Genomic DNA, 25,646 nt, shown 5'->3' on the forward strand with positions numbered 1-25,646 from the left:
TCAAGCCGGGCCTCGGCGTCAACGGCGCTCGATAGCGGAGGATGCATGACCGAAGAAGCTGGAACCCGTCGTACCTTGCGTTCGCGGGCGTGGTTCGACAATCCCGCCAACCCGGACATGACCGCACTCTATGTCGAGCGGTATCTGAATTACGGGATCAGCCTGGAAGAATTGCAGTCGGGAAAGCCGATTATCGGCATCGCCCAGACCGGCAGCGACCTCAGCCCCTGCAACCGCCACCACCTCGAGCTCGCCAAGCGGGTACGCGAGGGGATTCGCGACGCAGGCGGCATCGCCATCGAATTTCCCACCCATCCGATCCAGGAAACCGGCAAGCGGCCGACGGCGGGGCTTGACCGCAATCTCGCGTATCTGAGCCTGGTCGAGACGCTCTATGGCTATCCCATCGACGGTGTGGTGCTCACGATCGGTTGCGACAAGACCACGCCCGCCTGCCTGATGGCGGCCGCCACGGTGAACATTCCCGCCATTGCCCTGTCGGTCGGGCCTATGCTCAACGGCTGGTTCAAGGGCGAGCGCACGGGGTCCGGCACGATTGTGTGGAAGGCGCGCGAGATGCTCGCGGCGGGCGAGATCGACTATAAGGGCTTCATCCAGCTCGTCGCCTCGTCGGCGCCCTCGACCGGCTGGTGCAACACCATGGGCACGGCGACGACGATGAACTCGCTGGCCGAAGCGCTCGGCATGTCGCTTCCCGGCTCGGCGGCGATCCCGGCGCCCTACCGCGACCGGGCCGAATGCGCCTATCGCACCGGGTTGCAGATCGTCGAGATGACGCTGGCGGATCGCAAGCCAAGCGATGTGCTGACGCGCGAGGCGTTCCTCAACGCGATCCGCGTCAATTCGGCGATCGGCGGCTCGACCAACGCGCCGATCCACCTCAACGCGATTGCCCGCCATATCGGCGTGGAACTGAGCCTGGCTGACTGGGAATCGCACGGCGCCGACGTGCCGCTGCTGGTGAACCTGCAGCCGGCGGGCACCTATCTGGGCGAGGATTTCTATCGCGCTGGCGGGGTGCCGGCGGTGATGGGCGAGCTGTACCGCGCCGGGCTGCTGCACGGCGATGCGTTGACCGTGAACGGGCGCACCGTTGCGGACAATGTCGCGGCGGCCGAAATCGAGGATGCCGACGTAATCCGCCCGCTCGCCACGCCGCTGCGGCCGGCGGCCGGGCTGACTGTGCTGTCGGGCAATCTGTTCGACAATGCGGTGATGAAGCTCTCGGTCATCTCGGACGAGTTCCGCGACCGCTATCTCTCCAACCCCGACGATCCCGGCGCGTTCGAAGGCCGCGCCGTGGTGTTCGATGGTCCGGAAGATTATCACCGTCGCATCGACGACCCCGAGCTCGCGATCGACGAGAATTGCGTGCTCGTCATGCGCGGGGCGGGGCCGGTGGGCTATCCGGGCGGGGCAGAGGTGGTGAACATGCGCCCGCCTGCCGCGCTGATCCGTGCCGGCGTCCATGCGCTCCCCTGCCTGGGCGACGGCCGCCAGTCGGGCACGAGCGGCAGCCCCTCCATCCTGAACGCCGCCCCCGAAGCGGCCGTTGAGGGAGGTCTGGCACTCGTACGCACCGGCGACCGAATCCGCATCGACCTGAACAAACGAACTGCCAACATGCTGGTGAGCGACGAGGAACTGGCCGCGCGCCGCGCCGAACTCGGTATCGACTATGTGCCTGAATCGCAGACGCCGTGGCAGGAAATCCACCGCGATCTGGTCGGTCAGTTCGATGGCGGGGCAGTGTTTGAAAATGCGGTAAAGTATCAGCGCATCGCCCAGACCCGGGGGCTGCCGCGCGACAGCCATTGACGTCGACCGCCGTGATCAGGCTGCCGCGTCGTTGAGGCCGGCGCCGTCGATCAGTTCCACCACATCGCCGATCAGCGCCTGCATCGCGGTGCGGGCGGTGGCGGGATCGCGGGCAGCGATGGCATCGCGGACTGCGGCATGGTCGCTCACGCTCGCGGTGCGGCCTTTGATCCGGTTGGTGAAGCGAATCGAGGTGCGCAGCGCAGTTGCCACCATATCGCGGAACTGGGCGTAGAAGGGGTTGCCGGAGGCGCGCAGCACCGCGACGTGGAAGGCGATATCTGCATCCAGCGTATCGTCCGTGCCGCGCTCCGCCGCCTCCATCCGCGCCAGACCCGCGGAAATCTGGCGCAGATCCTCGGCACTGGCGAAACGGGCGGCCAGCGCCGCCGCTTCGGGTTCGATCGCGATGCGCAACTGGCTGAACTGGCGCAGCAGGTCGACCGAAAACTGCCGCTCCAACAGCCAGCGCAGCACATCGGTGTCGAACAGGTTCCATGACGATGCCGGTTGCACCACCGTACCCTGACGCGGCCGGGCGCTTAGCAGCCCCTTGGCGGTCAGCATCTTCACGGCTTCGCGCGTTACCGATCGGCTGACGCCGTGCTGCTTGGCGAGCTCGGCTTCGGTGGGGAAGGGTTCCTCGTCATAGCGGCCGGTCACGATCGCGCGGCCCAACGCGTCGAGCATGCCATAGGTCAGGTTGCGCCCCAGCGAGGCACGCGCATCACCGGCGCCGGTTGAATAGGGAAGGGTCGACATCCTCGTGTAGCTCTGCTTTCCCGGCCGTATGCGCAATCCGCAAACGTCCGATATGTTTGGGCAGGTTAGCCGATGCGCGCCGCTGGACAAGCCCGATAAATAAGATAAATGAACAGCGGCCGCACCGCCGCGGCAGACGCCTGAGAAGCGCGGGGCCCATGCGCCAGTGCCGGGGCAGCAGGAGTGGAGCATGAGTCTCTCGCAGATCGACCTGATCGTGGTGATCGCCTACGCGATCGGCATCTTCGGCCTTGCCCAATGGGTCAGCCGCGAAAAGCCTGGCCATGCCAAAGATACGGCGGACTATTTCCTCGCATCCAAGTCGCTGCCCTGGTGGGCGATCGGCGCGTCGCTGATAGCGGCGAACATCTCGGCCGAGCAGATCGTCGGCATGTCCGGCTCGGGCTATGCGATGGGGCTCGCCATCGCATCCTATGAGTGGATGGCCGCGCTGACGCTGCTAATTGTCGGCAAGTTCTTCCTGCCGATCTTCCTGCGCAACCGCATCTATACGATGCCGCAGTTCCTTGAGCAGCGTTATGGCCGGCTGCTGCCGGTGCTGATGGCGCTGTTCTGGCTCGCTCTTTATGTGTTCGTGAACCTCACCTCGATCATCTGGCTGGGTTCGATTGCGGTCAACAAGGTGGCCGGCATCGACCAGGGCCATGCGCTGATCGCGCTGGGCCTGTTCGCGCTGCTCTATCAGCTCTGGGGCGGCCTGAAGGCCGTCGCATTGACGGACATCGTGCAGGTTACGCTGCTGGTGCTGGGCGGGCTGGTCGTTTCGTATCTGACGCTCAACCAGATCGGCGGCGGGCATGGTGTGATCGCCGGCTTCCAGGTGCTGACCGCGCGTGCGCCCGACCATTTCCAGATGATCCTGAAGCCCGGCAACAAATTCTATAACGACCTGCCAGGCATCGCCGTGCTGGTGGGCGGCATGTGGATCGCCAATCTCAGCTATTGGGGTTTCAACCAGTATATCATCCAGCGTGCGCTAGCCGCCAAGAACCTGGGCGAGGCGCAGAAGGGCGTGCTTTTCGCGGCGTACCTGAAGCTGCTGATGCCGGTGATCATCGTGCTCCCGGGCATCGCTGCCGTGGTACTGGCGCCCGACCTGGCCAAGCCCGACGAAGCCTATCCGACGATGATGCGGCTGCTGCCGCCGGGGCTGCTCGGACTGGTATTCGCGGCGCTGGTCGCGGCGATCATTGCGTCGACCGCCTCCAAGATCAATTCGATCGCCACGATCTTCACACTCGACCTCTATGCCAAGGCGCGCGGCATTCGCACCCGAGGTGAGGATGGCGCCGGCGCCACCGGCCAGGAAAAGCATCTGGTGTTGATCGGCCGCAGCGTCGCTGCGCTGGCTGTCCTGATCGCGATCTTTGCCGCCCGCCCTCTGATCGGCCAGTCGGACCAGGCATTTCAGTTCATCCAGGAATTCTCCGGCTTCTTCACGCCCGGCATCACCGTGATCTTCCTGCTCGGCCTGTTCTGGCGCAAGGCGACTGAGGCTGGGGCGATCGTTGCTGCCGTCGCATCGGTGGTACTGTCAGCGGTGCTCAAGGGTGCGATCCCTGCAGCCTTTCTACCCGACGCCGCTAACGCCTTTCTGATGCCGTTCATGAACCGGATGCTGGCGGTGTTCCTTGCCAGCCTGATCCTCGCCGTGCTTGTCTCGCTGGCAGCGCCAGCCAAGCGGGAAAAGAATGTGGTGACGATGCAGGGTGTCAGCTTTGCGACGCCAGCGGTATTCAATATCGGCGGACTTGGCGTCATTTTGATCCTGATTGCGTTGTACGCGACATGGTGGTGAGTTTTTCCGGCCCCTTCCTGGCGGTTGACTGGGGTACCACCAATCGCCGCGTCTTCGTAATCGAAGGCGGTCGCGTCGCGCATACCGAACGTGACGACAAGGGCGTCACGTCGGTCGCCGACTTCGCGGCCGAAGCGGCGGGCATCCGTGCCCGGCATGGCGACTTGCCGATGCTGATGGCTGGCATGGTCGGCGCCAATATCGGCTGGCAGCCCGCGCCCTATGTCGCGGCCCCCGCAGGCATCCCCGAACTGACGGCGGCGCTGCTCTGGGTCGACAAACGCAGCGCCATCGTTCCCGGCGTATCGACGATGATCGCCGGACGGCCGGACGTGATGCGGGGTGAGGAAGTGCAGTTGCTGGGCGCGGTTCGTGCCGGGCTGGCGCCTGCCGATGCATTGCTGGTCCAGCCGGGCACCCATTGCAAATGGGTGGAGATGGTGGACGGCCGCATAGCCGATTTCACGACAGCGATGACCGGCGAGCTGTTCGCACTGCTTCGCAAGCATGGTCTGCTCGCGGCACAGCTGGGCGATGAGGTGCGCGTCGGCCCCGCTTTCCTCGCCGGCGTGGAGGAGGGGTGTAAGCGCGACCTGGCCGCCTCCCTCTTCGGCATTCGCGCGGCCAAAATGCTTGGCGTACGCGAAGATGAAGATGCCGCCGCCTATGCCAGCGGGCTGCTGATCGGCAGCGACGTCGCGGCGCGGCTGGAAAATGCCGGGCATGATAGTGTCCATATACTTGCCGACCCTGTGCTGGGGGGCCTTTATGCGGCGGCAGTGTGCGCACATGGGCGCAAGGCGGTGATCGCCAGCAGCCATGATGCGTTCGTCGCAGGAATCCTTGCCATTGCGGAGCAGATTGCATGAGCCACATCGCCGAATTCGACGCCGCCTTTGCCCGCTGCCCGCTGGTGGCGATTCTGCGTGGGGTAAAGCCTGAAGAGGTGGAAGCGATCGGCGAGGAACTGGTGGCCGCGGGCTTCGCCCTTATTGAAGTGCCGATGAACTCGCCCGACCCGCTGGACAGCGTTGCGCGGCTGGCGAAGCGCTTTGCCGGCCGTGCCGTGATCGGTGCGGGTACGGTGCTGAAAGTCGATCAGGTGCAGGCAGTGGCCGATGCTGGCGGCGCGATGATCATTTCGCCGAACGCCAATCTCGATGTGATCCGCGCGAGTGCTGCGGCGGGACTCGTCTCGCTGCCGGGCATTGCGACCCCCAGCGAGGCTTTCGCGGCGCTGGAAGCGGGCGCGACGGGGCTCAAGCTGTTCCCAGCCGAGGCGGTCACGCCGACCGTGTTGAAGGCAATGCGCGCGGTGTTGCCCAAGGAGGTGCGAGTGCTGCCGGTCGGCGGCATTGCGCCGGACAATATGGCGCCCTGGACGGCGGCGGGTGCGGCGGGCTTTGGCCTAGGCTCGGCACTGTACAAGCCGGGGCTGAGCGCGGCGGAAGTCGGCGCCAATGCCCGGGCCTTCGTGGCGGCTTTGTAACCTTCCCTCCATTGTTCCCCACCCGCTTGCGGGAGGGGCCAGGGGGGCGACGTGGAGAGGGCGGGCGCACGCTGCCGTCACCCCCTCCCCTGACCCCTCCCGCAAGCGGGAGCGGAGCACAGGTACCGCAAGTTTCAGCTTCCCAACGCCCACATTGCAGCCCGCATCAAACCGGCCTAATAGCCGCGCCCAAATGGCACGTATCCAGACTCCCCAGCGCATCCGGGGCACCCAGGACATTTTCGGCGAAGACCAGCGGCGATTTGCCAAGGTGCTCGAAACGTTCGACCGGGTGCGCAAGCTCTATTGCTTCCAGCGGCTCGAAATCCCGATCTTCGAGGCGACTGGCGTGTTCGCGCGGTCGATGGGCGAAACATCGGACGTCGTCTCGAAAGAGATGTACACGTTCGAGGACCGCGGCGGCGATTCCATCACGCTTCGCCCCGAATTTACCGCCGGTATTGCGCGGGCCTATATCACCGAAGGCTGGCAGCAATTCGCGCCGCTGAAGCTCGCGACCTCCGGTCCGGTGTTCCGCTACGAGCGCCCGCAAAAGGGGCGCTATCGCCAGTTCCACCAGATCGACGCCGAAATCATCGGCGCACCCGAACCCGCTGCCGATGTCGAGCTGCTGGTGTTGGCCGACCAGCTGCTCAAGGAACTGGGTATCGCCGAGGGCGTGACGCTGCAGCTCAACACGCTTGGCGATGCCGCGACGCGCGATGCCTGGCGCACCGCGCTGGTCGCGCATTTCGAGGCGCACAAGGATCAGCTGTCCGAGGACAGCCTGGCGCGGCTCGAAAAGAATCCGCTGCGTATCCTCGATTCGAAGGATCCCCGAGACCGCCCGATCGCCGACAGCGCACCGGACATCGACGCCTATCTGACCGACGAGGCGCGTGCTTTCTTCGATGCGGTTAAGGCCGGGCTGGAAGCTGCCGGCGTCAAGTACGAGCGCAACGCGCGGTTGGTGCGCGGGCTCGATTACTACCGCCACACCGCGTTCGAATTCGTCACCGACCGGCTCGGTGCGCAGGGCACGGTGCTGGCCGGTGGGCGCTATGACGGGCTGATCGGCTCGCTCGGCGGTCCCGAGACGGCGGGTGTGGGCTGGGCGGCCGGCGTCGAGCGGCTAGCGATGCTGATCGACGAGCCGCCGTTCGAGGTGCTTGATGTTGCGGTCGTGGTTGAGGCTCGCGAACTCGAAATCGCAGGAATCACCTTCGTAAGTAACTTGAGGAAGGCAGGCTTTGCCGCTGAGCTCTATGCGAGCGGAAGTCCTCGCAAGCGATACGATAAGGCGATGAAGGCCAATCCTCTCTACGCGGTATCTATCACCGCTGGTCAGGGTGCACCGGAAGTTTCCACAAAGCCCGTAAGGGCACAAGTTGTTGTGGCTCCTGAGAATCTCTTGAGTGTTGTCGTAGCGACAACAGATTCGCTTCACTGGGGCGGCCCGACCGAATGACCCGCATCCCGCCGGACCGCATCGCGGCGATCGAGGCGCGGCGGGACGAGCTGCAGGCGCTGATGGCGTCGGGCGAGCTCGCCGGCGATCGCTTCGTCCAGGTCTCGAAGGAATATGCCGAGATCGAGCCGGTCGCAGTCGCGGCGGGCAATGTCCGCCGGCTGCGCGCCGAGGGCCAGTCGCTCCAGCAGATGACGCAGGACGCCGATGACGAGCTGCGGGCGATGGCGGTGGAGGAGCTCCGCGCCAACGAAGGCACGCTCGCCGAGGCCGAACGCAAGCTCGCGCTCGCGCTGCTGCCCAAGGACGCTGCAGACGAGCGTCCGGCGCTGCTCGAAATCCGCGCGGGCGTGGGCGGGGACGAGGCGGCGCTGTTCGCCGGCGACCTGCTGCGCATGTACCAGCGCTATGCCGACCGGCTCGGCTGGCGGACCGAGCTGATCTCGGCCAGCACTTCGGAAGCAGGCGGCTACAAGGAAGTCGTGATCGGCATCACCGGCACCGGCGTGTTCGCCAAATTGAAGTTCGAAAGCGGCGTGCACCGCGTGCAGCGCGTGCCGGCGACCGAGGCGGGCGGCCGAATCCACACCTCCGCCGCCACCGTCGCGGTGCTGCCCGAGGCGGAAGAGGCGGACGTGCAGATCGACGAAAAGGATCTGCGCATCGACATCTACCGCGCCTCCGGCCCGGGCGGACAGGGCGTGAACACCACCGACAGCGCGGTCCGGATCACCCACCTGCCGACAGGGATCGTCGTGATCCAGCAGGACGAGCGCTCGCAGCACAAGAACAAGGCCAAGGCGATGAAGGTGCTCCGCACGCGCCTGTACGAGGCCGAGCGCGAGCGGCTGGCGGCCGAGCGCGTCGGTGCGCGGCGCTCGATGGTCGGCTCGGGCGACCGGTCGGAACGGATACGGACGTATAATTTTCCGCAAGGCCGCGTGACCGACCACCGCATCAACCTGACGCTGCACCGCTTGCCGGAAATCATGGAAGGCGAGCTGGGCGAACTGGTCGGCGCGCTGGTCGCGCAGGACGAGGCAGACAGGCTTGCGCAGCTGGATTCCTAAGATCCTCCCCGGGACGGGGAGGGGGACCATGTGCGCCAGCACATGGTGGAGGGGGATCGCAGCCAGGGACGCCTTGGCGGAGGCCCCCCTCCACCAAGCCGCTACGCGTCTTGGTCCCCCTCCCCGTTCCGGGGAGGATGTTGGGGTTCCCGTATTGTGAGCGGCCAAATCATCCGCGCCGTCCTTGCCGAAGCCACCCGCCAGTTCGAAAGCATCTCCGACACCCCCCGACTCGACGCCGAGTTGCTGATGGCCCATGCGCTGGACACCACGCGCGAAGGGTTGTTGCTCGCCCGGCTGAACGATCCCGAACCCGCCGGTTTCGCAGCACTCGTCGCGCGCAGGCTGGCCCACGAGCCGGTCGCCTATATCCTCGGTCGCCGCGCTTTCTGGACGATCGATCTGGCGGTCGGCCCCGGCGTGCTGATCCCGCGGCCTGACAGCGAGACGCTGATCGAAACGGCTGTGGCGTGGTTTGCCGGCCGTGGCCCGGCACATGTCCTCGATCTCGGCACCGGTTCCGGCACGCTGCTGCTCGCAGCGCTCGCCGAATGGCCCGAGGCAGAGGGGCTGGGCGTCGATGCTTCCGAAACCGCGCTCGACTATGCCCGCCGCAATGCCGCGGCGCTGGGCATGGCGAACCGCGCAACCTTCCGCGTGGGCGATTGGGCAGCGGGTATCGACGGCCCGTTCGACCTGATCCTTGCCAACCCGCCCTATATCGGGACGGAGGAGCCGCTGCCGCCGCAGGTGCGCGACCATGAACCGGCCGAGGCGTTGTTCGCGGGTGCCGACGGGCTCGACGATTATCGCCGTATTATTCCGGATATCCCGCGCCTGCTCGCCCCCGGCGGGGCGGCGGTGCTGGAGATCGGCTGGACCCAGGCCGCAGCAGTTTCTTTGCTGGGACAGGAACATGGCCTGTCTCCAAGCGTCTATAAGGATATGGGTGGGCGCCCGCGCGTGGTGCGGCTGACTTGAATCCACGCGAAAACGTCACATATTTCTGCTTGGAGAATGCTGCACCAGCGGCTAGAAGGACGCCGGGGCGAGGCACCTTCAACCAAGTCGTTGAATTAAAGGGCTGAGGCCCGACTCCATGGTCATGTGCGCCGCTGCAGTCCGGCGGCCGTGGCAAGCGGGGAGCACCGGATATCCGGTGCTGTCCGCGAATGTAACCCTGCATCCGGAACCTCGATGGATCGACGGACGGCTTTGTAAAGACAGGACACAGAGACCTTGATGAACAATCGTCAGGCCGGCCGCCGTCGCGGTCGTGGCGGGCAGCAGCGCCAGGGTGGAAACCCGAACAACCAGGGCAACGGCAATCGTATTGACAACCGTGCCCGTGGCAATGCCGCCCAGCTGCTTGAGAAGTACAAGAACCTCGCGCGCGATGCACAGATGCAGGGCGATCGGGTGAATGCTGAATATTATCTGCAGTTCGCCGATCATTACTTTCGCGTGCTGAACGAGAATCGTTCACGCTTCGAGGAACAGAATCAGCAGCGCCGCCAGCGCGAGGAATTCGACGGCGACGAGGACGAATTCGAACTCGAAGGCGAAGCGGGTCGCGAAGACGAGCAGGAGGCGCCGCGCCAGCAGCACCAGCCTCGCCGTGACCGCGAACCGCGCTACGAGCGTGAGGCGCGTGAGCCCCGCGAAGGCCGTGAGCCCCGTGAAGGTCGTGAACCGCGAGAGGGTCGTGAACCGCGGGAACCCCGCGACTATCGCGAATCGCGTGACGATCGCCGCAACGGCCGCAACAACGGCTATGCCAATGGTCATGCCGACGAAGCTGCGCAGAATGAAGCCGCTGCGCCGGCCCAGTTTGTCGATGCTCCCGCCGCTGCCGAAGCGGGCGAAGCGGCACCGCGCCGTCGCGGTCGCCCCCGTCGCGAGGCTGCGCCCGTAGAGGCCGAAACCTCGCACGGTATCGACCTGGCGGTACTGCCGCCGGCGATCGGCGCTGAAGCTGCTCCGGCGGAGGAAGCGGCAGTGAAGAAACCGCGTCGCCGCCGCGTCACCAAGGGCGACGAAGCCGAAGTGCCGGCAGCCTGAACCCAGGCCAAGCAATCGGTGAAGGGCTCGCTTCCTCAAGGGAGGCGGGCCCTTCGCTTTTCAGGGGTCAGGCGCGGCCAGACAGGCGTGCGAAGAACCGCGGCACCGGACCGTGCCGTTCCATCCAGTCGCGATAGGCGCGGTATTCGGGATCGGCGCACAGATGCGCCTCCTCGGTCTTCGCGCGCCAGTAATAGATGCCGCTGACGCAGGCGAGAATTGCGGTGTTGCGCGCGGCATCGATCCAGCCCGTGGTAGCCAGGAAGGGCAGGGTGGAAAGCCACCAGAACAGGTTTTTTGCAAGATAGGCGGGGTGGCGGCTCCAGGCATAGGGGCCGTGCGTCAGCACGCCGCGATGCGTCAGGTTGGAAAAGCGTAGGCCGAACGCCACCGTCGCCCAGGCATAAAGCGCCGTCAGCCCCACCAGCACCGCGCCGGTGATCGCCAGCAGCACGGGGTGGCCCGCCAGCCAGATATTCCAGTCGGCGGTGCCCTGATGGTAATCGAGCACGCTGCCCATCAGCGCGAAGGGTGGATAGCAGATCAGCGCCGCCGTCCAGCCCGCCACGCTGGGGTTGGCGCTGCGGATGTGGGAATCGAGCGGGCGCAGCGTGAGGATGTAGCCGGCAGTGGCGAAGGCGACATCGATCAGGAACATGAAGGTAATGCAGCACCCTGCCAGCGCCACCGGATCGCGCCACACCTGCCCATAATCGGCGGCAACGAACTGGCCGAAGCCAGGCGGTACGATCGACAGCATGAAGGCGAGGAAAAAGCCCTTCACGGCCCAGCTGCGTGCATGGTTCGCAACAGCGGCCGGGTCGGCACCCTTCAGCCCCATTGCCCAGGCGCCGGCATGCCAGGCGCCGTCACGCGGCGTCACCAGCCGCCGGTCCAGCCACAGGACATAGGGAATCGAGAGCACGAACAGCGCGGGTGCGGCGATGCCGATGCACCACATGGCAAAGGGGAAATTGCCGTAGCGCGGATCCCACCAGAAACGGCCGACCGCATAGATGGCGGCAATCGCGCCCCAGGTGAGCCACAGCCCGGTAAGCTTGGTGACCGAAATCTCCAGCGTTTCGCGCCACGGCCGCCGCAGCGACCAGTCGATGCCGGTGCTGGGATTGCGGTGGACCTTGTCGACGATCAGCGACCACACCACCATCGGCAGCGCGCAGGCTGCGACATTGACCAGGGCGGCATAAGGACCGTCGAGCCGGTAATGGTGCGCGACCGCGACCCACAGGGTCATGCCCGCAAGCCCCGCCAGCCCGACGCCATGGCTGACCGCAGAACGCGGCCGCGGCGTGATCGCGGCAGAGGCGCCGAGGGTGGCGTCGTGGAACATGGCGGCGGGCATAGGGCGAAGATGGTTAGAAAGGCGTGAACTGTGCCCACGGCCCGTTCAGGTACCGGAAGTCCTTGCAACCGCGCGCGGCGCCGGTAACGATATTGCGCAAGGTGCGCGTTTTCTTGCGCGCCGGTCATCCTCCTGAGGTGTTTCGCCGATGATTCGTGCCGTTTCCGCTTTCGCCCTGCTGCTCGCATCGACTGCGCCTGCGTTCGCGCAGAATTCGGCGCCGCAGCCGGTTCCGATCGTCGACACGATCCCGGCCGCGCGCGACATTCCTTATCCCGGCACGATCAAGCTGGATGTCGATGCTACCGACACCCTGCGCGGCATATTCCGCGTGCGCGAGACGATTCCGGTGGCAAAGGCTGGCCGCCTGACGCTGCTGTTCCCCGAATGGCTGCCCGGCAAGCACGGCCCGCGCGGCGAGATCGAGAAGCTGGCGGGCCTCCAGATCCGCGCCGGCGGCAAGCGGATCGCGTGGACGCGCGATCCGGTCGATGTGTTCGCCTTCCATGTAGAGGTGCCGGCCGGCGCGAAGCAGCTCGACCTGGAGTTCCAGTTCGTCTCCGCGACCGAGGGCAATCAGGGGCGCATCGTCATGACGCCGGCGATGATGAGCCTGCAGTTCAATTCGCTGAGCCTTTATCCGGCTGGCTATTTCGTGCGCCGCATTCCGATCCAGGCCACCGTCAAATATCCGGAGGGTTGGTCGGCCGCCGGCGCGGTGCCGGCCAAGGCGAATGGCTCGACCTATGTTTATGAAAAGACGACCTACGAGATCCTGATGGACTCGCCGGTGCTCGCCGGCCGCTATTACCGACCGATCGAGCTAAGCCCGCGTGTGACGCTGGACGTGTTCGCTGATACGCCGGAAGAACTGGAAGCGACGCCTGAGCAGATCGATGCACACAAGCGGCTGGTCGATCAGGCAGTGAAGACCTTCGGCACCCAGCATTACGATCATTATCATTTCCTGCTGTCGATCAGCGACGATCTGGGCGGCATCGGACTGGAGCATCATCGCAGCTCCGAAGACGGCGTGGGGCTGGGCTATTTCACCAAGTGGAAGGAACAGGCGAGCGCGCGCAACCTGCTGCCGCACGAATATACCCATAGCTGGGACGGCAAGTATCGTCGCGGCGCCGAGCTGTGGACGCCCGACTATCGCATGCCGATGCGCGACCAGTCGCTGTGGGTCTATGAAGGACAGACCCAGTTCTGGGGCTATGTGTTCCAGGCCCGTTCCGGCCTGGTTAGCAAGGAAGAGACGCTGGACGCCTATGCCAATATCATGGCCAGCCTCGACACGCGCGCCGGCCGCCAGTGGCGCCCGCTGATCGACACGACCAACGATCCGATCATCACCGCCCGGGCGCCCAAGCCCTGGACGAGCTGGCAGCGCTCCGAAGATTATTACAACGAAGGCCTGCTGGTGTGGATGGAGGTCGATTCGATCCTGCGCGAAAAGAGCGGCGGCACCAAATCGATCGACGATTTCGCCCGCGCCTTTTTCGGCGGGCGCGACGGCGATTATGGCGAGGTCACCTACACGTTCGACGATGTGGTGAAGACGCTGGACGGCATCGTCGCCTATGACTGGCGCAAGCTGCTGACCGAGCGGCTGTACGACGTGTCTGACCATGCACCGCTCAAGGGCTTCGAGCGCAACGGCTACAAGCTCGTCTATACCGATGTGCCGAACAAGGGCGGCCGCCCGGGTTTTGCCGATCTCAGCTATTCGCTGGGGCTGGCGGTAGGCAAGAAGGGCATTGCCGGCGTCGCCTGGGACGGCCCCGCATTCAAGGCCGGGATCACGCTGGCCGACGAGATCGTCGCCGTGAACGGCCGTGCCTATTCGAGCGAGACGCTGATCGACGCGGTCAAGGCCGCCAAGGGCACCAAGGTGCCGATCGTGCTGACGCTGAAGCGCGGCGAACGCTATCGCGATGTCTCCATCGACTATCATGACGGCCTGCGCTATCCGCACCTCGTCAAGACGGCTCAAGGAGAGGCTGGCCTAGACAAGCTGCTTCAGCCCCGCTGAGACGGGGCGGGGCCGCCAACCAACAGGTGCTTGAAACACAATGCGTATTGACCTGATTCCTGTCGGCGACGATCCGCCGAACAACCTGAACGTCATCATCGAAGTGCCGGTGGGTGGTGAGCCGGTGAAATATGAATTCGACAAGGCCAGCGGTGCGCTGTTCGTCGATCGCATCCTGCACACGCCGATGCGCTATCCGGCAAACTATGGCTTCGTCCCGCACACGCTGTCGCCCGACGGCGATCCGCTCGACGCGCTGGTCATTGCCCGCTCGCCCTTCGTTCCGGGTTGCGTCGTGCGCGCACGTCCGATCGGTGTGCTGAAGCTGGAAGACGAAGCCGGCGGCGACGAGAAGCTGGTCTGCGTGCCTGTCGACAGCACTTTCCCCTATTACAGCGACATCGGCGAGCGGACCGACTTGCCGTCGATCGTGCTCCAGCAGATCGAGCATTTCTTCAAACACTATAAGGATCTCGAATCCGAAAAGTGGGTGCGGATCGGCAACTGGGGCGATGCTGCCGAAGCGCGCCAGATCGTGCTCGAAGCGATCGAGGCCGCCAAGAAGGCGAAGGCAGCCTGAGCAGGAAGACGCTGCGGCGCGGGGCACATCGCCGGGGAATCGGCAATGTGCTCGCGCCGCCGCGATTCCTCGCCTTCGCGCTGGTCACCACCGTCGCGACGCTGCTGCTGCACCCGTTCTGGGGGCTGCGCGGCGGCGTGATGCTGGGGTTTGACATCGGCGCGACCTGTTTCCTGGCGCTATGTGCGCCGATGCTGCGCCACCAGTCGGAAGCGATGCGGCGATCGGCCTGCGCCAATGATGCCAACCGACTGGTGCTGCTGGGCATCACCGGTGCCGTGACGGTGGTGATCCTGATCGCGGTCGCCAGCGAACTGATGGAGCGCAAGGCACCGCAGACCGGGGCGCTGGTACTGATCCTCACGACATTGGCGCTGAGCTGGACGTTCAGCAACAGCGTCTATGCACTCCATTATGCCCATCTCTTCTACACTGCCGCCCCCGGCGGGCGCGACCAGGGCGGGCTCCAGTTCCCGGAGACGCCGGAGCCCAATTACTGGGACTTCATTTATTTCGCTTTCTGTCTGGGCATGACCTTCCAGACCAGCGACGTGTCCGTCACCACAAGGCGGATGCGCCGTGTCGTGACGCTGCACTGCATTGCCGCCTTCGTGTTCAACCTGGGCGTGCTCGCCTTTACCATCAACGTGCTAGGCGGGAGCTGAACGCCGATTCCGCGACGCCTCCGGGCGAGGCCGTATTGCGCGGGGGCGGGCCGGCGCAGTATGGAAGCGCACCCTGGGGAGGGGCGGATTTCAGCATGGCAAGTGTCGTGCGGCCACAGGGCCGACTGGATACCAGCATCGATCGCGCGGGACTCGCGCTCGCCGCCGGCAGTGCGCTGGGCGGGGTGCTGATCCTTGCGCTGCTGGTGGCCGGCGGACAGCGCAGCCCGCTGGCGCTCGCTGCCGGCTGGGTGCTGGGCAGCCTGTTCTCGGGCATTGCGATCACTGCGGTGGCCGGACCGCTCTGGCTGGTATTCCACGTCGCCGGTCTGCGCCGCGCCCGTCATGCCGCGCTGGTCGCCGGCATGACCGCGCTGGGCCTGTTCACCGGCGCGCAGACCTATGGCTTCGGCGCGCTGGGCCTGCCGCCGATGGACAGCCGCGCCTGGATGATGCGCTGGATCAGCGCGCTCGGCACCAGCGGCCTGATCGCGCTGATTGCAGCGGGTATCGGCTTGGTGATGTGGCGGATCGCCTATCGGGCGCGGGATTAGCGCATTCGGGCCGGTGCCCGCGCGTACATGCTCTGTTCTTTTCCCGCCGGCGCCCCCATATTCGCGCCATGGCAATCCAGATTCGCACCAGCCTGGACGAACCGGAAACCGGCCAGTCCTTCGTGCCCCACCGCCCGCAGCGCCCGGAAAAGGCGGAAGGGGGGCGGCGGTTCAAGCTGGTTTCCGACTATCAGCCCTCGGGCGACCAGCGTTTCGCGATTCCCGAACTGGTGGAACAGGCGCGCGCGGGCGAGCGCGACCAGGTGCTGCTGGGCGTTACCGGATCGGGCAAGACCTACACCATGGCCAAGGTGATCGAGGAGCTGCAGCGCCCCGCGCTGATCCTCGCGCCGAACAAGATCCTCGCCGCACAGCTGTATGGCGAGTTCAAGAGCTTCTTCCCCGAAAACGCGGTCGAATATTTCGTCAGCTATTACGACTACTACCAGCCCGAGGCCTATGTGCCGCGGTCCGACACCTATATCGAGAAGGAAAGCTCGATCAACGAGGCGATCGACCGGATGCGCCACGCCGCGACCCGATCGCTGCTCGAGCGCGACGACGTGATCATCGTCGCCTCGGTCTCGTGCCTCTATGGTATCGGCTCGGTCGAAACCTATTCGGCCATGGTGTTCGACCTGAAGAAGGGCCAGGTGGTCGACCAGCGCGAGATTATCCGCAAGCTCGTCGCGCTCCAGTACAAGCGCAACGACGCCGCCTTCGGCCGCGGCGCCTTCCGGGTGCGCGGCGACAATCTGGAGCTGTTCCCCTCCCACTATGAAGACACCGCCTGGCGGATCAGCTTCTTCGGCGACGAGATCGAGGAGATTGTCGAGTTCGATCCGCTCACCGGCAAGAAGGTGGCGAGCCTCGATTATGTTCGGGTATATGCCAACAGCCACTATGTGACGCCCGGGCCGACGCTGAAACAGGCGATGGAAGGCATTCGCCACGAGCTGGCCGAACGGCTGAAGGAACTGGAGGCCGAGGGCAAGCTGCTGGAGATGCAGCGGCTGGAGCAGCGCACCAATTTCGACCTGGAAATGATCGCGGCCACCGGCTCTTGCGCTGGCATCGAGAATTACAGCCGCTTCCTCACCGGCCGCCTGCCCGGCGAGCCGCCGCCCACCTTGTTCGAATATCTGCCCGAAAACGCGCTGCTGTTCGTCGACGAGAGCCACCAGACGATCGGGCAGATCAACGGCATGTCGCGCGGCGACCACAAGCGCAAGCTGACGCTCGCCGAATATGGCTTCCGCCTGCCGAGCGCGATCGACAACCGGCCGCTGCGCTTCAACGAATGGGACGCGATGCGGCCGCAGACCACCTATGTCTCGGCCACCCCGGGCGACTGGGAGATGGAGCGCACCGGCGGCGTGTTCGTCGAGCAGGTGATCCGTCCCACCGGGCTGATCGATCCGCCGGTCGAGATCCGGCCGGTCGAGGAGCAGGTGCAGGACCTGATCCAGGAGTGCAAGGCGACCGCCGCCAAGGGCTATCGCACGCTGGTGACGACGCTCACCAAGCGTATGGCCGAGGATCTGACCGAATATATGCACGAGGCGGGCGTGAAGGTCCGCTACATGCACTCGGACACCGAGACGCTGGAGCGCATCGAGCTGATCCGCGACCTGCGCATGGGCGTGTACGACGTGCTGATCGGCATCAACCTGCTGCGCGAGGGGCTCGACATTCCCGAATGCGGGCTGGTCGCGATCCTGGATTCCGACAAGGAAGGATTCCTGCGTTCGGAGACCTCGCTGATCCAGACGATCGGTCGTGCGGCGCGCAACGTGGAGGGCCGGGTGATCCTCTATGCGGACCGGATGACCGGCAGCATGGAACGCGCGCTGGCCGAAACCAACCGCCGCCGCGAGAAGCAGATGGCGTATAATGCCGAACACGGCATCACGCCGGAGACGGTGAAGAAGAATATCGGCGACATCATCGCCCATGTCGCCTCGAAGGACGGCGTGACGGTGGAGATCGATGCGGACCGCCCGCACATGGTCGGCCACAATCTGCGCGCCTATATCGAAGAGCTCGAGAAGAAGATGCGCGATGCGGCGGCGAACCTGGAGTTCGAGGAAGCCGGCCGCCTGCGCGACGAAATCCGCGCGCTGGAGGCGGAAGAGCTCGGCCTGCCCGAAGGCGAGCGCAAGGCACCGGTGATGGGGCGGAGCAACGAAGGCAAGCCGGGGACGCGGAAGACGCGGTACGGGAAGCAGACGAAGACGCGGATGGGGGGGCGGCGGTGATTTACGTAACCAGTGCTTTCGCTCTCGCTTTTCGCGTCTGTTCAGTATTATTGGGTGACTCGCCTATTTGACGAGTGAGCGAACAATGGTCCGCATTTCCAAGTTATACGCGCAACTGCTCAATGATCCGCGAGCGACGCTGTCATTCCGTGATTTTGAGCGGCTGCTCGAAGCGTTCGGCTTCTGCCTCGACCGTACCAAGGGCAGCCATCGCCAATATGTGCATCCGGCGGTCCCGTTCGTGCTCACCGTCCAGCCCGATGGCAAGGACGCGAAGCGCTATCAGGTTCGGCAATTTCTTGATATGGTGGCCGAGTTCGGGCTGAGTATGGAAGAATGAGCGAGCCGCATTACCACATCAATCTCCTCTGGTCCGACGAGGATGCCTGCTGGATCGCGGACGTGCCGGACCTGCGCTATTGCACGACACATGGCGCCACGCCGGAAGAAGCGCTCGCCAATGTGCGGGAGGCGATTCAGGGTTGGCTGGAAACCGCTGCGGCGAACGGACTTCCGATTCCAGAACCTCGTTACCGCCCTTCGCTCTACGCGGCGCGCTTCGCCGCCTGATCCCGTAACGCCGTCGAAAGCGCCCATTCCGTCGCTTGGCGGCGAGAGCGAGGTTGAGCCGGGCGCCCTGCTCCCACATAAGCCACTGCATGCGTTCCTTCCCCCTTCTGACAGTAGCCGCCCTTGTCATCCTCGCCGGCTGCGTTCCTGCCCCCAGCACGCCGCCGCCCGCCGCGCGGCCGGTGCCGACGCCGCTCGCACCGCCGCCGCCCAAGCCCGCTGCGCCCGTCGCCGACTGGCGGGACTGGCCGCTGACGCCCGGGGACTGGGCCTATCGCCGGGACGCGCGCGGCAGCATCGCGCTGTTCGGCGTGGCGGGGCAGGAGGCGCAGGTGACGCTCCGCTGCGACAAGGCGCGGGTGTATCTGTCGCGGCAGGGGACGGTGCCAGCGGCGCTCACCATCCGCACTACCAGCACGGTGCGCGCCGTGCAGGCGGTGCCGACCGGGGGCACGCCGCCCTATGTTGCGGTCGAGTTCGCGCCCGGCGATCCGCTGCTCGATGCTATGGGATTCAGCCGCGGGCGCTTCCTGATCGAAGGGGGCGGGGGGACACTGACGGTGCCGGCCTGGCCCGAAATTCTGCGCGTGGTGGAGGATTGCCGGGGGTGACGCGGTGGCCAACGCTTCGGCCCAGAATTCCAGAATCGCACCAATAAAAACTTATTACAAGACTTGTTCTGCGACTCGGCATGACTCTACAAGTCAAGTGTGCCGGGTGGCACAGGCTCTTCAACTGGCGAAAGGAGGTGATCCGATGTCTCATGGTTCAGCAATGAGGTCGGTTCAGTTCGTTCGGGAGACGCGCCGCTGACCCTGTAGCGCGGACGGAAGCCCTCCGTCCGTATGCCGTGCGGGAGGTATCCTCCTCCAATCAACGCCGGCAGCCACAGGCAACGCGGCCCGCATGGTCTCCCGGGCTGGAGCTCTCCGGCCGCTGACCATGTCGGAGGTCGCCGGGTACCCTGGAGAGGGACCCGGCGGCCTCTTTCATTTTGGGGCTCCTGCAAAGTTACTGAAAGCTTGCCGCCCCGGTATGGACATGCCCCAACTGGCCGCGCGTGTAACAACCCGCCATGGTCCCCGAAGTTGAGTATAGCGTCGATCCGGGAATCCGTGCGTGAAACAGCGAGCAAGCAAGGCCAATTGTCGGGTAGCGACGACGTCCGACTGCGTGCGCGCCTTGCTGGAGGCGCTGCCCCAGCCGGTGGTGCTGATCGACCGCACGCTCACGATCGTCGACGTCAATGACAGCTTCTGCCGTCTCTATGGCGGGCCGCGCGAGGCGCTGGTTGGTCAGCGCAAGTCCGTGTTGCTCGACCCTGCTTCGGCCCTTCGCGTTGCCGCAGAGCACCGGCGCGTGTTCGAGACGGGTGAAGATCTGGCAAGCGAAGAGACTTGCGTGACCAGCGACGGCCGCGAGGGGTTGTTCCTGTCGCGGCGCCGGCTGATCGAACTCCATGGCGAGCCGATGGTGCTCACCATCCTGACCGACATGACCGAACGCCGCGAGATCGAGGCGCGCAACCGCTATCTGGCGCTGCACGATCCACTGACCGGTCTTGCCAACCGGACTTTGCTGGGCGAGCGCCTGCGCCACGCGATCGACCGCAGCGATACGGCGCGGCCGGCACTGATCTTCGTCGATCTCGACCATTTCAAGGACGTCAACGACGCCTTTGGCCATCCGGCGGGCGACGCGCTGCTGCGCGGTTTTGCCGACCGGCTGAGCGCGCTGGTGCGCGGGTCCGACACCGTGGCACGCATCGGCGGCGACGAGTTTGCCGTGCTGGTCAGCGATGCGGGCTGCGAAAAGGCGCTGGAAGCGCTGTGCCGCGCGATTTTGGCGGTGGCGGCGCAACCGGTCGAACTTCCGGGTGGCACTGTCACCAGCGGCGCATCGGTCGGTTGTGCGGCGGCAGAAGCCGGCGTCGATCCCGATGAACTGCATCGCCGCGCCGATGTCGCGGTGTACGAGGCGAAGCGCGAAGGCCGTGGCTGCTACCGGATGTTCGACGCGGCGCTGGGCGAGCGGTTGCGCGAGCGACGGGCACTGGAAAAGGATCTGCGCGCGGCCATCGCTGCCGGCGACCAGTTCGACGTGCATTACCAGCCCGTCGTCGAATTTTCGGGCAGCCGGCTGGTGGGCATGGAAGCGCTGGTGCGCTGGCGCCATCCCGAACGCGGGCTGCTGATGCCTGGCACCTTCATCGGCATTGCGGAGGAAACGGGGCTGATCGTGCCGCTGGGCGAGCAGGTGCTGGCCCAGGCAGCTCGGACGATGGCGGCCTTTCCGGGCGTGCCGATTGCCGTGAACCTGTCGCCGGTGCAGTTGCGCAGCCCCGGCATGGATTTGCGAATCCTGGAAATATTGGAGGCGGAGGGATTGCCGCCAAGCCAGTTGCAGCTGGAGATTACCGAAACCGCGATGCTCGCCATCGACCAGCCGGTGCGGGATACGCTCGCCCGGCTGCGGCGCGAGGGTGTGCAACTGGTGCTCGACGATTTCGGCACCGGCTATTCGAGCCTGTCGCACCTCCACCGGCTGGCGGTGGACCGCGTGAAGATCGACCAGAGCTTCGTGCGCGAACTGGATACCTCGCAGGACGCGCGGGCGATCATCCAGGCGGTGCTGGGCATCGGCCATTCGCTGGGCATCGGCGTGACGGCCGAAGGCGTGGAGCAGGATGCGCAGCGCGTGTTCCTGCGTGCCTTTGGCTGCAACGAGTTCCAGGGCTATCTGTTCTCGCGCCCGCTGGCGCATGACGATGCCGTGGCGTTCATGGTCCGCGCCCAGAAGGCCGAGCGGCGCGCGGCCTGAGCCTTCAGCCTTCGCGCGCCAATCCCTTCAGCCGGTACAGCAGGTCCAATGCCTCGCGCGGGCTGAGGGCGTCGACATCGAGCCCCTCCAGTTCTGCACGCAGGGCGTCGACCTTTTCCTCTTCCACCTGCGCCGCAGCGGCGAACAGCGGGAGGTCGTCGAGACCCGCTGCAAGCCCGCCAGTCTTGGCGCGGCCGGCCTCCAGCTTGTCGAGCACTGCCTTCGCGCGCTTCACGGTTGCCGGTGGCATCCCCGCCAGCCGAGCCACCGCCAGGCCATAGCTGCGATCCGCAGGCCCCTCGGCGAGTTCGTGGAGCAGGACGAGGTCGCCCTTCCACTCACGCGCGCGGACATGGTGGAGGGTGAGCGCGTCGCAGCGCTCGGCCAGTCGGGTCAGCTCGTGATAATGGGTCGCGAACAGGCAGCGGCAGCGATTGTCTTCATGGATCGCCTCCACCACAGCCCAAGCGATGGCGAGGCCGTCATAGGTCGAGGTGCCGCGCCCGACCTCGTCGAGGATCACGAAGCTGCGCGGGGTGGCCTGCGCCAGGATCGCGGCGGTCTCGACCATTTCGACCATGAAGGTCGAGCGGCCGCGCGCGAGATTGTCCGAGGCGCCGACGCGGCTGAACAGCCGGTCGACCAGCCCCAGCGTTGCGCGCGTGGCGGGGACATAGCTGCCGGCCTGGGCGAGCACCGCGATCAGTGCGTTCTGGCGCAGGAAGGTCGACTTGCCGCCCATGTTCGGGCCGGTGACCAGCCACAGGCGCGAGCCTTCGGAAAGCCTGCAGTCATTCGCCACGAACCGGCCGCCGGCGCGGGTGACGGCGGCTTCGACCACCGGGTGACGCCCCCCCTCGATGTCGAAACAGGCATGGTCGACCAGCGCCGGGCGCGCCCAGCCGCCTTCGGCCGCGCGCTCGGCCAGCGCCGCCGCTACGTCGATTCGTGCGAGCGCGTCGGCGGTGGCGGCGATCGCTTCGCTGCGGCCGAGCGCCTGGCCGGTCAGATCCTCCAGATGCGCGGCTTCGGCGGCGAGCGCATGGGCGCCGGCCTGCGTAACCTTGATCGCCACGTCGTGCAGCTCGGGCGCGTTGAAGCGGACGACGCCGGCCAGCGTCTGGCGATGGGTGAAGCCGCTGTCGGGCTTCATCAGCGCATCGGCCGAGCGGGCCGGCACTTCGATATGATAGCCGAGCACCCCGTTATGGCGGATCTTGAGTGCCGAAATGCCGGTGCGGGCGCGATAGTCGCCCTCCAGCGCGGCAATGGCGCGGCGGCCCCCGGCACCGGCATCGCGCAGATCGTCTAGCGCTGCGTCATAGCCTTCGGCAATGTAACCGCCATGCGCCGCATCGACCGGCGGCTCGGGCACCAGCGCGCGGGCAAGCAGGTCGATGAGCGCGCCGTGCCCGCGCAGTTGCGGCGCCAGTTCGCGCAGCAGGGCAGGGGCGTCGGCAAGCTGGTCGAGCCGCTCGCCGAGCCGCCAGGCGCCGTCGAGCCCGTCGCGCAGCTGGCCGAGATCGCGCGGCGACCCGCGACCAGCAGCAAGCCGGCCGAGCGCGCGGCCGATATCGGGCAGCGCGCGCAGCGTCGCCCGCACGCTGTCGCGCAGGCCCGAATCGTCGTGAAAATGCTGGACGAGATCGAGCCGGGCGTCGATGGCGGCGCGGTCCATCAGCGGGGCGGCGATGTCGGCGCCGAGCAGCCGGGCGCCGGCGCCGGTGACGGTGCGGTCGACCGCATCGAGCAGGCTGCCCTTGCGTGTGCCGGCGGCGCTGACGGTCAGCTCCAGGCTCTCGCGCGTCGCGGCGTCGATCGCCATCGCCGCTTCGGCCTGGCTGATGCGCGGCGGGCGGAGAAAGGGCAGTGAGCCCTTGGCGGTGTGGTCGAGATAGGCAACCAGCCCGCCTGCTGCTGCAAGCCCCGCGCGCGAGAACTGGCCGAATCCGTCGAGCGTGGCGACGCCGAACAGCGACTTCAGCCGCGCTTCGCCGCCGCTGCTGTCGAAATCGATCCTGGGCCGCAAGGCGGTGGCGAGTTCGGCAAAATCGCTCGCCTCGCTGGCAATGACTTCGGCCGGGTTCAGGCGGGCGAGTTCGGCACTCAGGCGCGCGGCTTCGGTCTCGATCAGCTCGAAGCGGCCCGTCGAGATGTCGGCACAGGCGATGGCGACGCCGCCCCCTGCTTCGCCCACCGCCACGCACCAGTTGGCGCTCCGGCTGTCGAGCAACGCTTCCTCAGTCAGGGTGCCGGCGGTGACGACGCGGATGATCGCCCGGGCAACCAGCGCCTTGGATCCGCCGCGCTTCTTCGCTTCCTCGGGCGTTTCGGTCTGGTTGGCAATGGCGACACGGTGGCCGGCCTTGATGAGCCGCGCCAGATACGCCTCCATAGCGTGCACCGGCACGCCGCACATCGGGATACGCTCGCCTTCATGCTCGCCGCGCGCGGTCAGCGCGATGTCGAGCACGGCGCTGGCGATCTTCGCATCCTCGAAGAACAGCTCGAAGAAATCGCCCATCCGGTAAAAGAGCAGGCAATCCCCCGCCTCTTCCTTGAGCGCGAGATACTGGGCCATCATCGGAGTGGGGGCGGCAGACGACATCAGCTTGCGCTACCGGATTGCAGGGGGCGCGCACAACCGCCGCGATGGGATGACGGCTGCAGAAATTGGGGATAAGGCGCGCGCCCATGTTGTTCTCGCGCGTACCGGCTCGCACCGCTGTCTGGTTGCGGTGGTATGCGATCGCGGCCGTCGCGATCGCGTCCGCCCTGCCGTTCCTGTTCGTCCGCATTCCACCGCTCACCGACGTGCCGGGCCATATCGGCCGGTTCGCAGTGCAGGTGGCGCCGGCGGACAGCGGGCTGTGGCGCTATTTCGGGTTCGTCTGGCAGCTGAAGCTCAATCTGGCGGTCGATCTGATGGTGCAGGCGCTCCATCCGCTGCTCGACCCGTTTGCGACCATGTGGTTCGCTTGTATCGCCGTCCCCGTTCTCACCGTGATCGGCCTGATGGCGCTGACGCGGCGGATCAATCCGCAGGGTGCCGTCGCGCTGCCCTGGGCGCTGATCTTCGTCTATAACAGCCCGTTCCTGTGGGGCTTCGTCAATTACTCCCTCAGCGCCGCGCTGGCGCTGTGCGGCTTTGCGCTCTGGCCGCGCTGGGAGCAGCGCCCGTGGCTGCGCGGCATCGTCTTCGCCTTGCTGATCCCCGCATTGTTCGTGGGCCATGCCGAAGGCGGTGCGCTGCTGTTCGTCTGGATTGCGAGCTACGAGTTTGGCGAGGCGCGTGCCTGGCGGCCGTCGACCTGGCACCGCGCGACGGCGGGGCGGTTGATCGCACGGCTGTGGCCGCTGGCCTTCGCGGTGCTGCCGGTGCTGCTGGCGCATGAGGGCGGCGGCGGGATCACCGACTGGTCGGTGCCGCAGAAGTTCGACGAGCTGATCGGCATGGTCCGCGACCAGAATGCCGTTCTCGACATCGCGACGGCGGCACTCGCGCTGCTGGTTCTGATTCTCGGCTGGTGGCTGGGCGCGCGACTGGCGCCGGGGGCATTCTGGCCGGTGATGGCGACGCTGCTGCTGTTCCTTGTCGCGCCGCGCCAGCTTTCCGGCAGCAACAATGTCGACATGCGGATCGCTCCCTATGTCTTCCTGCTGGCGCTGGCATTGCAAGACTGGAGCGCTGTGGCGCGGGCGCGGCGATTGCAAGTGGCCTGGGCCGGCATCGCCCTGCTGGCGGTACGGTTCGGCCTCACCACGGCGAGTTTCATCGACTATGCTGCCGAGTATCGCCGTGAGCTTGCGGCGCTCGACCATGTCGCGCCGGGCAGCCGGGTGCTCAACCTGGTCCGCGACGGCTGCGGGCTCGAGGACTGGCGCCAGTCCCGCACCACCCATCTCGGCAATCTCGCGACGCCGCTGCGTGGCGCCTGGGTCAATGCGCATTGGGCGGTGCCGTCGCTCCACCTGCTGCGCATCCGCTATGCGCCGCCGGTTTTCGCCCGCGATCCCTCGCAGCTCGTTTCGCCCCAGCGCTGCATCAAGAAGGTGATCAGCGAACGCACGCGGCGGACCATGGCGGAACAACTGCCGCTGCTGCCGCTCGACCAGGCCGATTATCTCTGGCTGATCGATGTCCGGCTTCCGCCGAACGCCCGCCAGCCGCGTCTCGCGCTCCTCTGGCAGTCTGGCGACAGCGCGCTCTATGCGATCCGCCCGCCCGAAACGACGTCGGGGAAAGCACCCAAATAACGCGCCGCCGGTTTGCAATCCCCTCCCCGTGCT

At 66.1% G+C, this 25,646-nt stretch carries 21 protein-coding genes; 18 read left to right on the plus strand and 3 right to left on the minus strand.

Features of this window, described 5'->3' with window-relative positions:
- Nucleotides 1-45 precede the first annotated feature (45 nt).
- Entirely contained in the window at nucleotides 46-1,839 is a 1,794-nt protein-coding gene (locus ACT53M_RS19195; protein WP_476235481.1) for an IlvD/Edd family dehydratase, read from the plus strand.
- A gap of 15 nt (nucleotides 1,840-1,854) precedes the next feature.
- On the opposite strand, the gene ACT53M_RS19200 is transcribed toward ACT53M_RS19195, so the two are convergent.
- Complete coding sequence (locus tag ACT53M_RS19200) at nucleotides 1,855-2,601, minus strand: FadR/GntR family transcriptional regulator (protein ID WP_476235483.1); 747 nt, start codon at nucleotides 2,599-2,601, stop codon at nucleotides 1,855-1,857.
- 190 nt (nucleotides 2,602-2,791) lie between these two features.
- On the opposite strand from ACT53M_RS19200, the gene ACT53M_RS19205 reads away from it, so the two are divergent.
- From ACT53M_RS19205 to ACT53M_RS19235, 7 genes are all read left to right on the plus strand, one after another.
- Nucleotides 2,792-4,420: a sodium:solute symporter family transporter gene (locus tag ACT53M_RS19205; protein ID WP_476235484.1), complete on the plus strand. Its 1,629-nt coding sequence runs from the start codon at nucleotides 2,792-2,794 to the stop codon at nucleotides 4,418-4,420.
- Nucleotides 4,411-5,289 (plus strand): 2-dehydro-3-deoxygalactonokinase, encoded by an 879-nt coding sequence (locus ACT53M_RS19210; protein ID WP_476235486.1) that lies wholly within the window; start codon nucleotides 4,411-4,413, stop codon nucleotides 5,287-5,289. Before ACT53M_RS19205 ends, ACT53M_RS19210 begins: the two co-directional genes overlap by 10 nt.
- The gene (locus tag ACT53M_RS19215) at nucleotides 5,286-5,909 is read left to right on the plus strand and encodes a 2-dehydro-3-deoxy-6-phosphogalactonate aldolase (RefSeq protein WP_476235488.1); all 624 of its coding nucleotides are present in this window, start codon (nucleotides 5,286-5,288) and stop codon (nucleotides 5,907-5,909) included. Before ACT53M_RS19210 ends, ACT53M_RS19215 begins: the two co-directional genes overlap by 4 nt.
- A gap of 193 nt (nucleotides 5,910-6,102) precedes the next feature.
- Nucleotides 6,103-7,377, plus strand: coding sequence for a histidine--tRNA ligase (hisS, locus tag ACT53M_RS19220; protein ID WP_476235490.1), 1,275 nt, complete (start codon nucleotides 6,103-6,105; stop codon nucleotides 7,375-7,377).
- A complete protein-coding gene (prfA, locus tag ACT53M_RS19225; protein WP_476235492.1) occupies nucleotides 7,374-8,447 on the plus strand; it encodes a peptide chain release factor 1 in 1,074 nt (357 codons plus the stop codon). Before hisS ends, prfA begins: the two co-directional genes overlap by 4 nt.
- Before the next feature lie 156 nt (nucleotides 8,448-8,603).
- Nucleotides 8,604-9,428, plus strand: coding sequence for a peptide chain release factor N(5)-glutamine methyltransferase (gene prmC / locus ACT53M_RS19230; RefSeq protein WP_476235493.1), 825 nt, complete (start codon nucleotides 8,604-8,606; stop codon nucleotides 9,426-9,428).
- 261 nt (nucleotides 9,429-9,689) lie between these two features.
- Entirely contained in the window at nucleotides 9,690-10,508 is an 819-nt protein-coding gene (locus ACT53M_RS19235; RefSeq protein WP_476235495.1) for a DUF4167 domain-containing protein, read from the plus strand.
- A 67-nt stretch (nucleotides 10,509-10,575) separates the two neighbouring features.
- Here ACT53M_RS19235 and ACT53M_RS19240 read toward each other — a convergent pair whose 3' ends face one another.
- Entirely contained in the window at nucleotides 10,576-11,859 is a 1,284-nt protein-coding gene (locus ACT53M_RS19240; protein WP_476235497.1) for a methyltransferase family protein, read from the minus strand.
- A 160-nt stretch (nucleotides 11,860-12,019) separates the two neighbouring features.
- On the opposite strand from ACT53M_RS19240, the gene ACT53M_RS19245 reads away from it, so the two are divergent.
- From ACT53M_RS19245 to ACT53M_RS19285, 9 genes are all read left to right on the plus strand, one after another.
- Entirely contained in the window at nucleotides 12,020-13,909 is a 1,890-nt protein-coding gene (locus tag ACT53M_RS19245; protein WP_476235499.1) for a M61 family metallopeptidase, read from the plus strand.
- A gap of 40 nt (nucleotides 13,910-13,949) precedes the next feature.
- Nucleotides 13,950-14,489 (plus strand): inorganic diphosphatase, encoded by a 540-nt coding sequence (gene ppa / locus ACT53M_RS19250; protein ID WP_476229678.1) that lies wholly within the window; start codon nucleotides 13,950-13,952, stop codon nucleotides 14,487-14,489.
- A 140-nt stretch (nucleotides 14,490-14,629) separates the two neighbouring features.
- Nucleotides 14,630-15,154 (plus strand): DUF1345 domain-containing protein, encoded by a 525-nt coding sequence (locus ACT53M_RS19255; RefSeq protein ID WP_476235528.1) that lies wholly within the window; start codon nucleotides 14,630-14,632, stop codon nucleotides 15,152-15,154.
- 95 nt (nucleotides 15,155-15,249) lie between these two features.
- The gene (locus tag ACT53M_RS19260) at nucleotides 15,250-15,708 is read left to right on the plus strand and encodes a hypothetical protein (RefSeq protein ID WP_476235500.1); all 459 of its coding nucleotides are present in this window, start codon (nucleotides 15,250-15,252) and stop codon (nucleotides 15,706-15,708) included.
- A gap of 68 nt (nucleotides 15,709-15,776) precedes the next feature.
- Complete coding sequence (uvrB, locus tag ACT53M_RS19265) at nucleotides 15,777-17,966, plus strand: excinuclease ABC subunit UvrB (protein ID WP_476235501.1); 2,190 nt, start codon at nucleotides 15,777-15,779, stop codon at nucleotides 17,964-17,966.
- 85 nt (nucleotides 17,967-18,051) lie between these two features.
- The gene (locus tag ACT53M_RS19270) at nucleotides 18,052-18,306 is read left to right on the plus strand and encodes a type II toxin-antitoxin system HicA family toxin (RefSeq protein ID WP_476235502.1); all 255 of its coding nucleotides are present in this window, start codon (nucleotides 18,052-18,054) and stop codon (nucleotides 18,304-18,306) included.
- Nucleotides 18,303-18,536: a type II toxin-antitoxin system HicB family antitoxin gene (locus tag ACT53M_RS19275; RefSeq protein WP_476235503.1), complete on the plus strand. Its 234-nt coding sequence runs from the start codon at nucleotides 18,303-18,305 to the stop codon at nucleotides 18,534-18,536. Before ACT53M_RS19270 ends, ACT53M_RS19275 begins: the two co-directional genes overlap by 4 nt.
- An 89-nt stretch (nucleotides 18,537-18,625) precedes the next feature.
- Nucleotides 18,626-19,147 carry a hypothetical protein gene (locus ACT53M_RS19280; protein WP_476235504.1) on the plus strand — a complete coding sequence of 174 codons (522 nt, stop codon included), beginning with the start codon at nucleotides 18,626-18,628 and terminating at the stop codon, nucleotides 19,145-19,147.
- 508 nt (nucleotides 19,148-19,655) lie between these two features.
- Nucleotides 19,656-21,356: a putative bifunctional diguanylate cyclase/phosphodiesterase gene (locus ACT53M_RS19285; RefSeq protein WP_476235505.1), complete on the plus strand. Its 1,701-nt coding sequence runs from the start codon at nucleotides 19,656-19,658 to the stop codon at nucleotides 21,354-21,356.
- Between the two features lie 4 nt (nucleotides 21,357-21,360).
- Here the strand turns inward: ACT53M_RS19285 and mutS are convergent, their stop codons facing one another.
- The gene (mutS, locus tag ACT53M_RS19290; RefSeq protein ID WP_476235530.1) at nucleotides 21,361-23,940 is read right to left on the minus strand and encodes a DNA mismatch repair protein MutS; all 2,580 of its coding nucleotides are present in this window, start codon (nucleotides 23,938-23,940) and stop codon (nucleotides 21,361-21,363) included.
- A gap of 110 nt (nucleotides 23,941-24,050) precedes the next feature.
- Here mutS and ACT53M_RS19295 point away from each other — a divergent pair, with 110 nt between their 5' ends.
- A complete protein-coding gene (locus tag ACT53M_RS19295) occupies nucleotides 24,051-25,613 on the plus strand; it encodes a hypothetical protein (protein ID WP_476235506.1) in 1,563 nt (520 codons plus the stop codon).
- The last annotated feature ends 33 nt before the right edge of the window (nucleotides 25,614-25,646 follow it).

Source organism: Sphingomonas sp. DMC6, assembly GCF_056314225.1.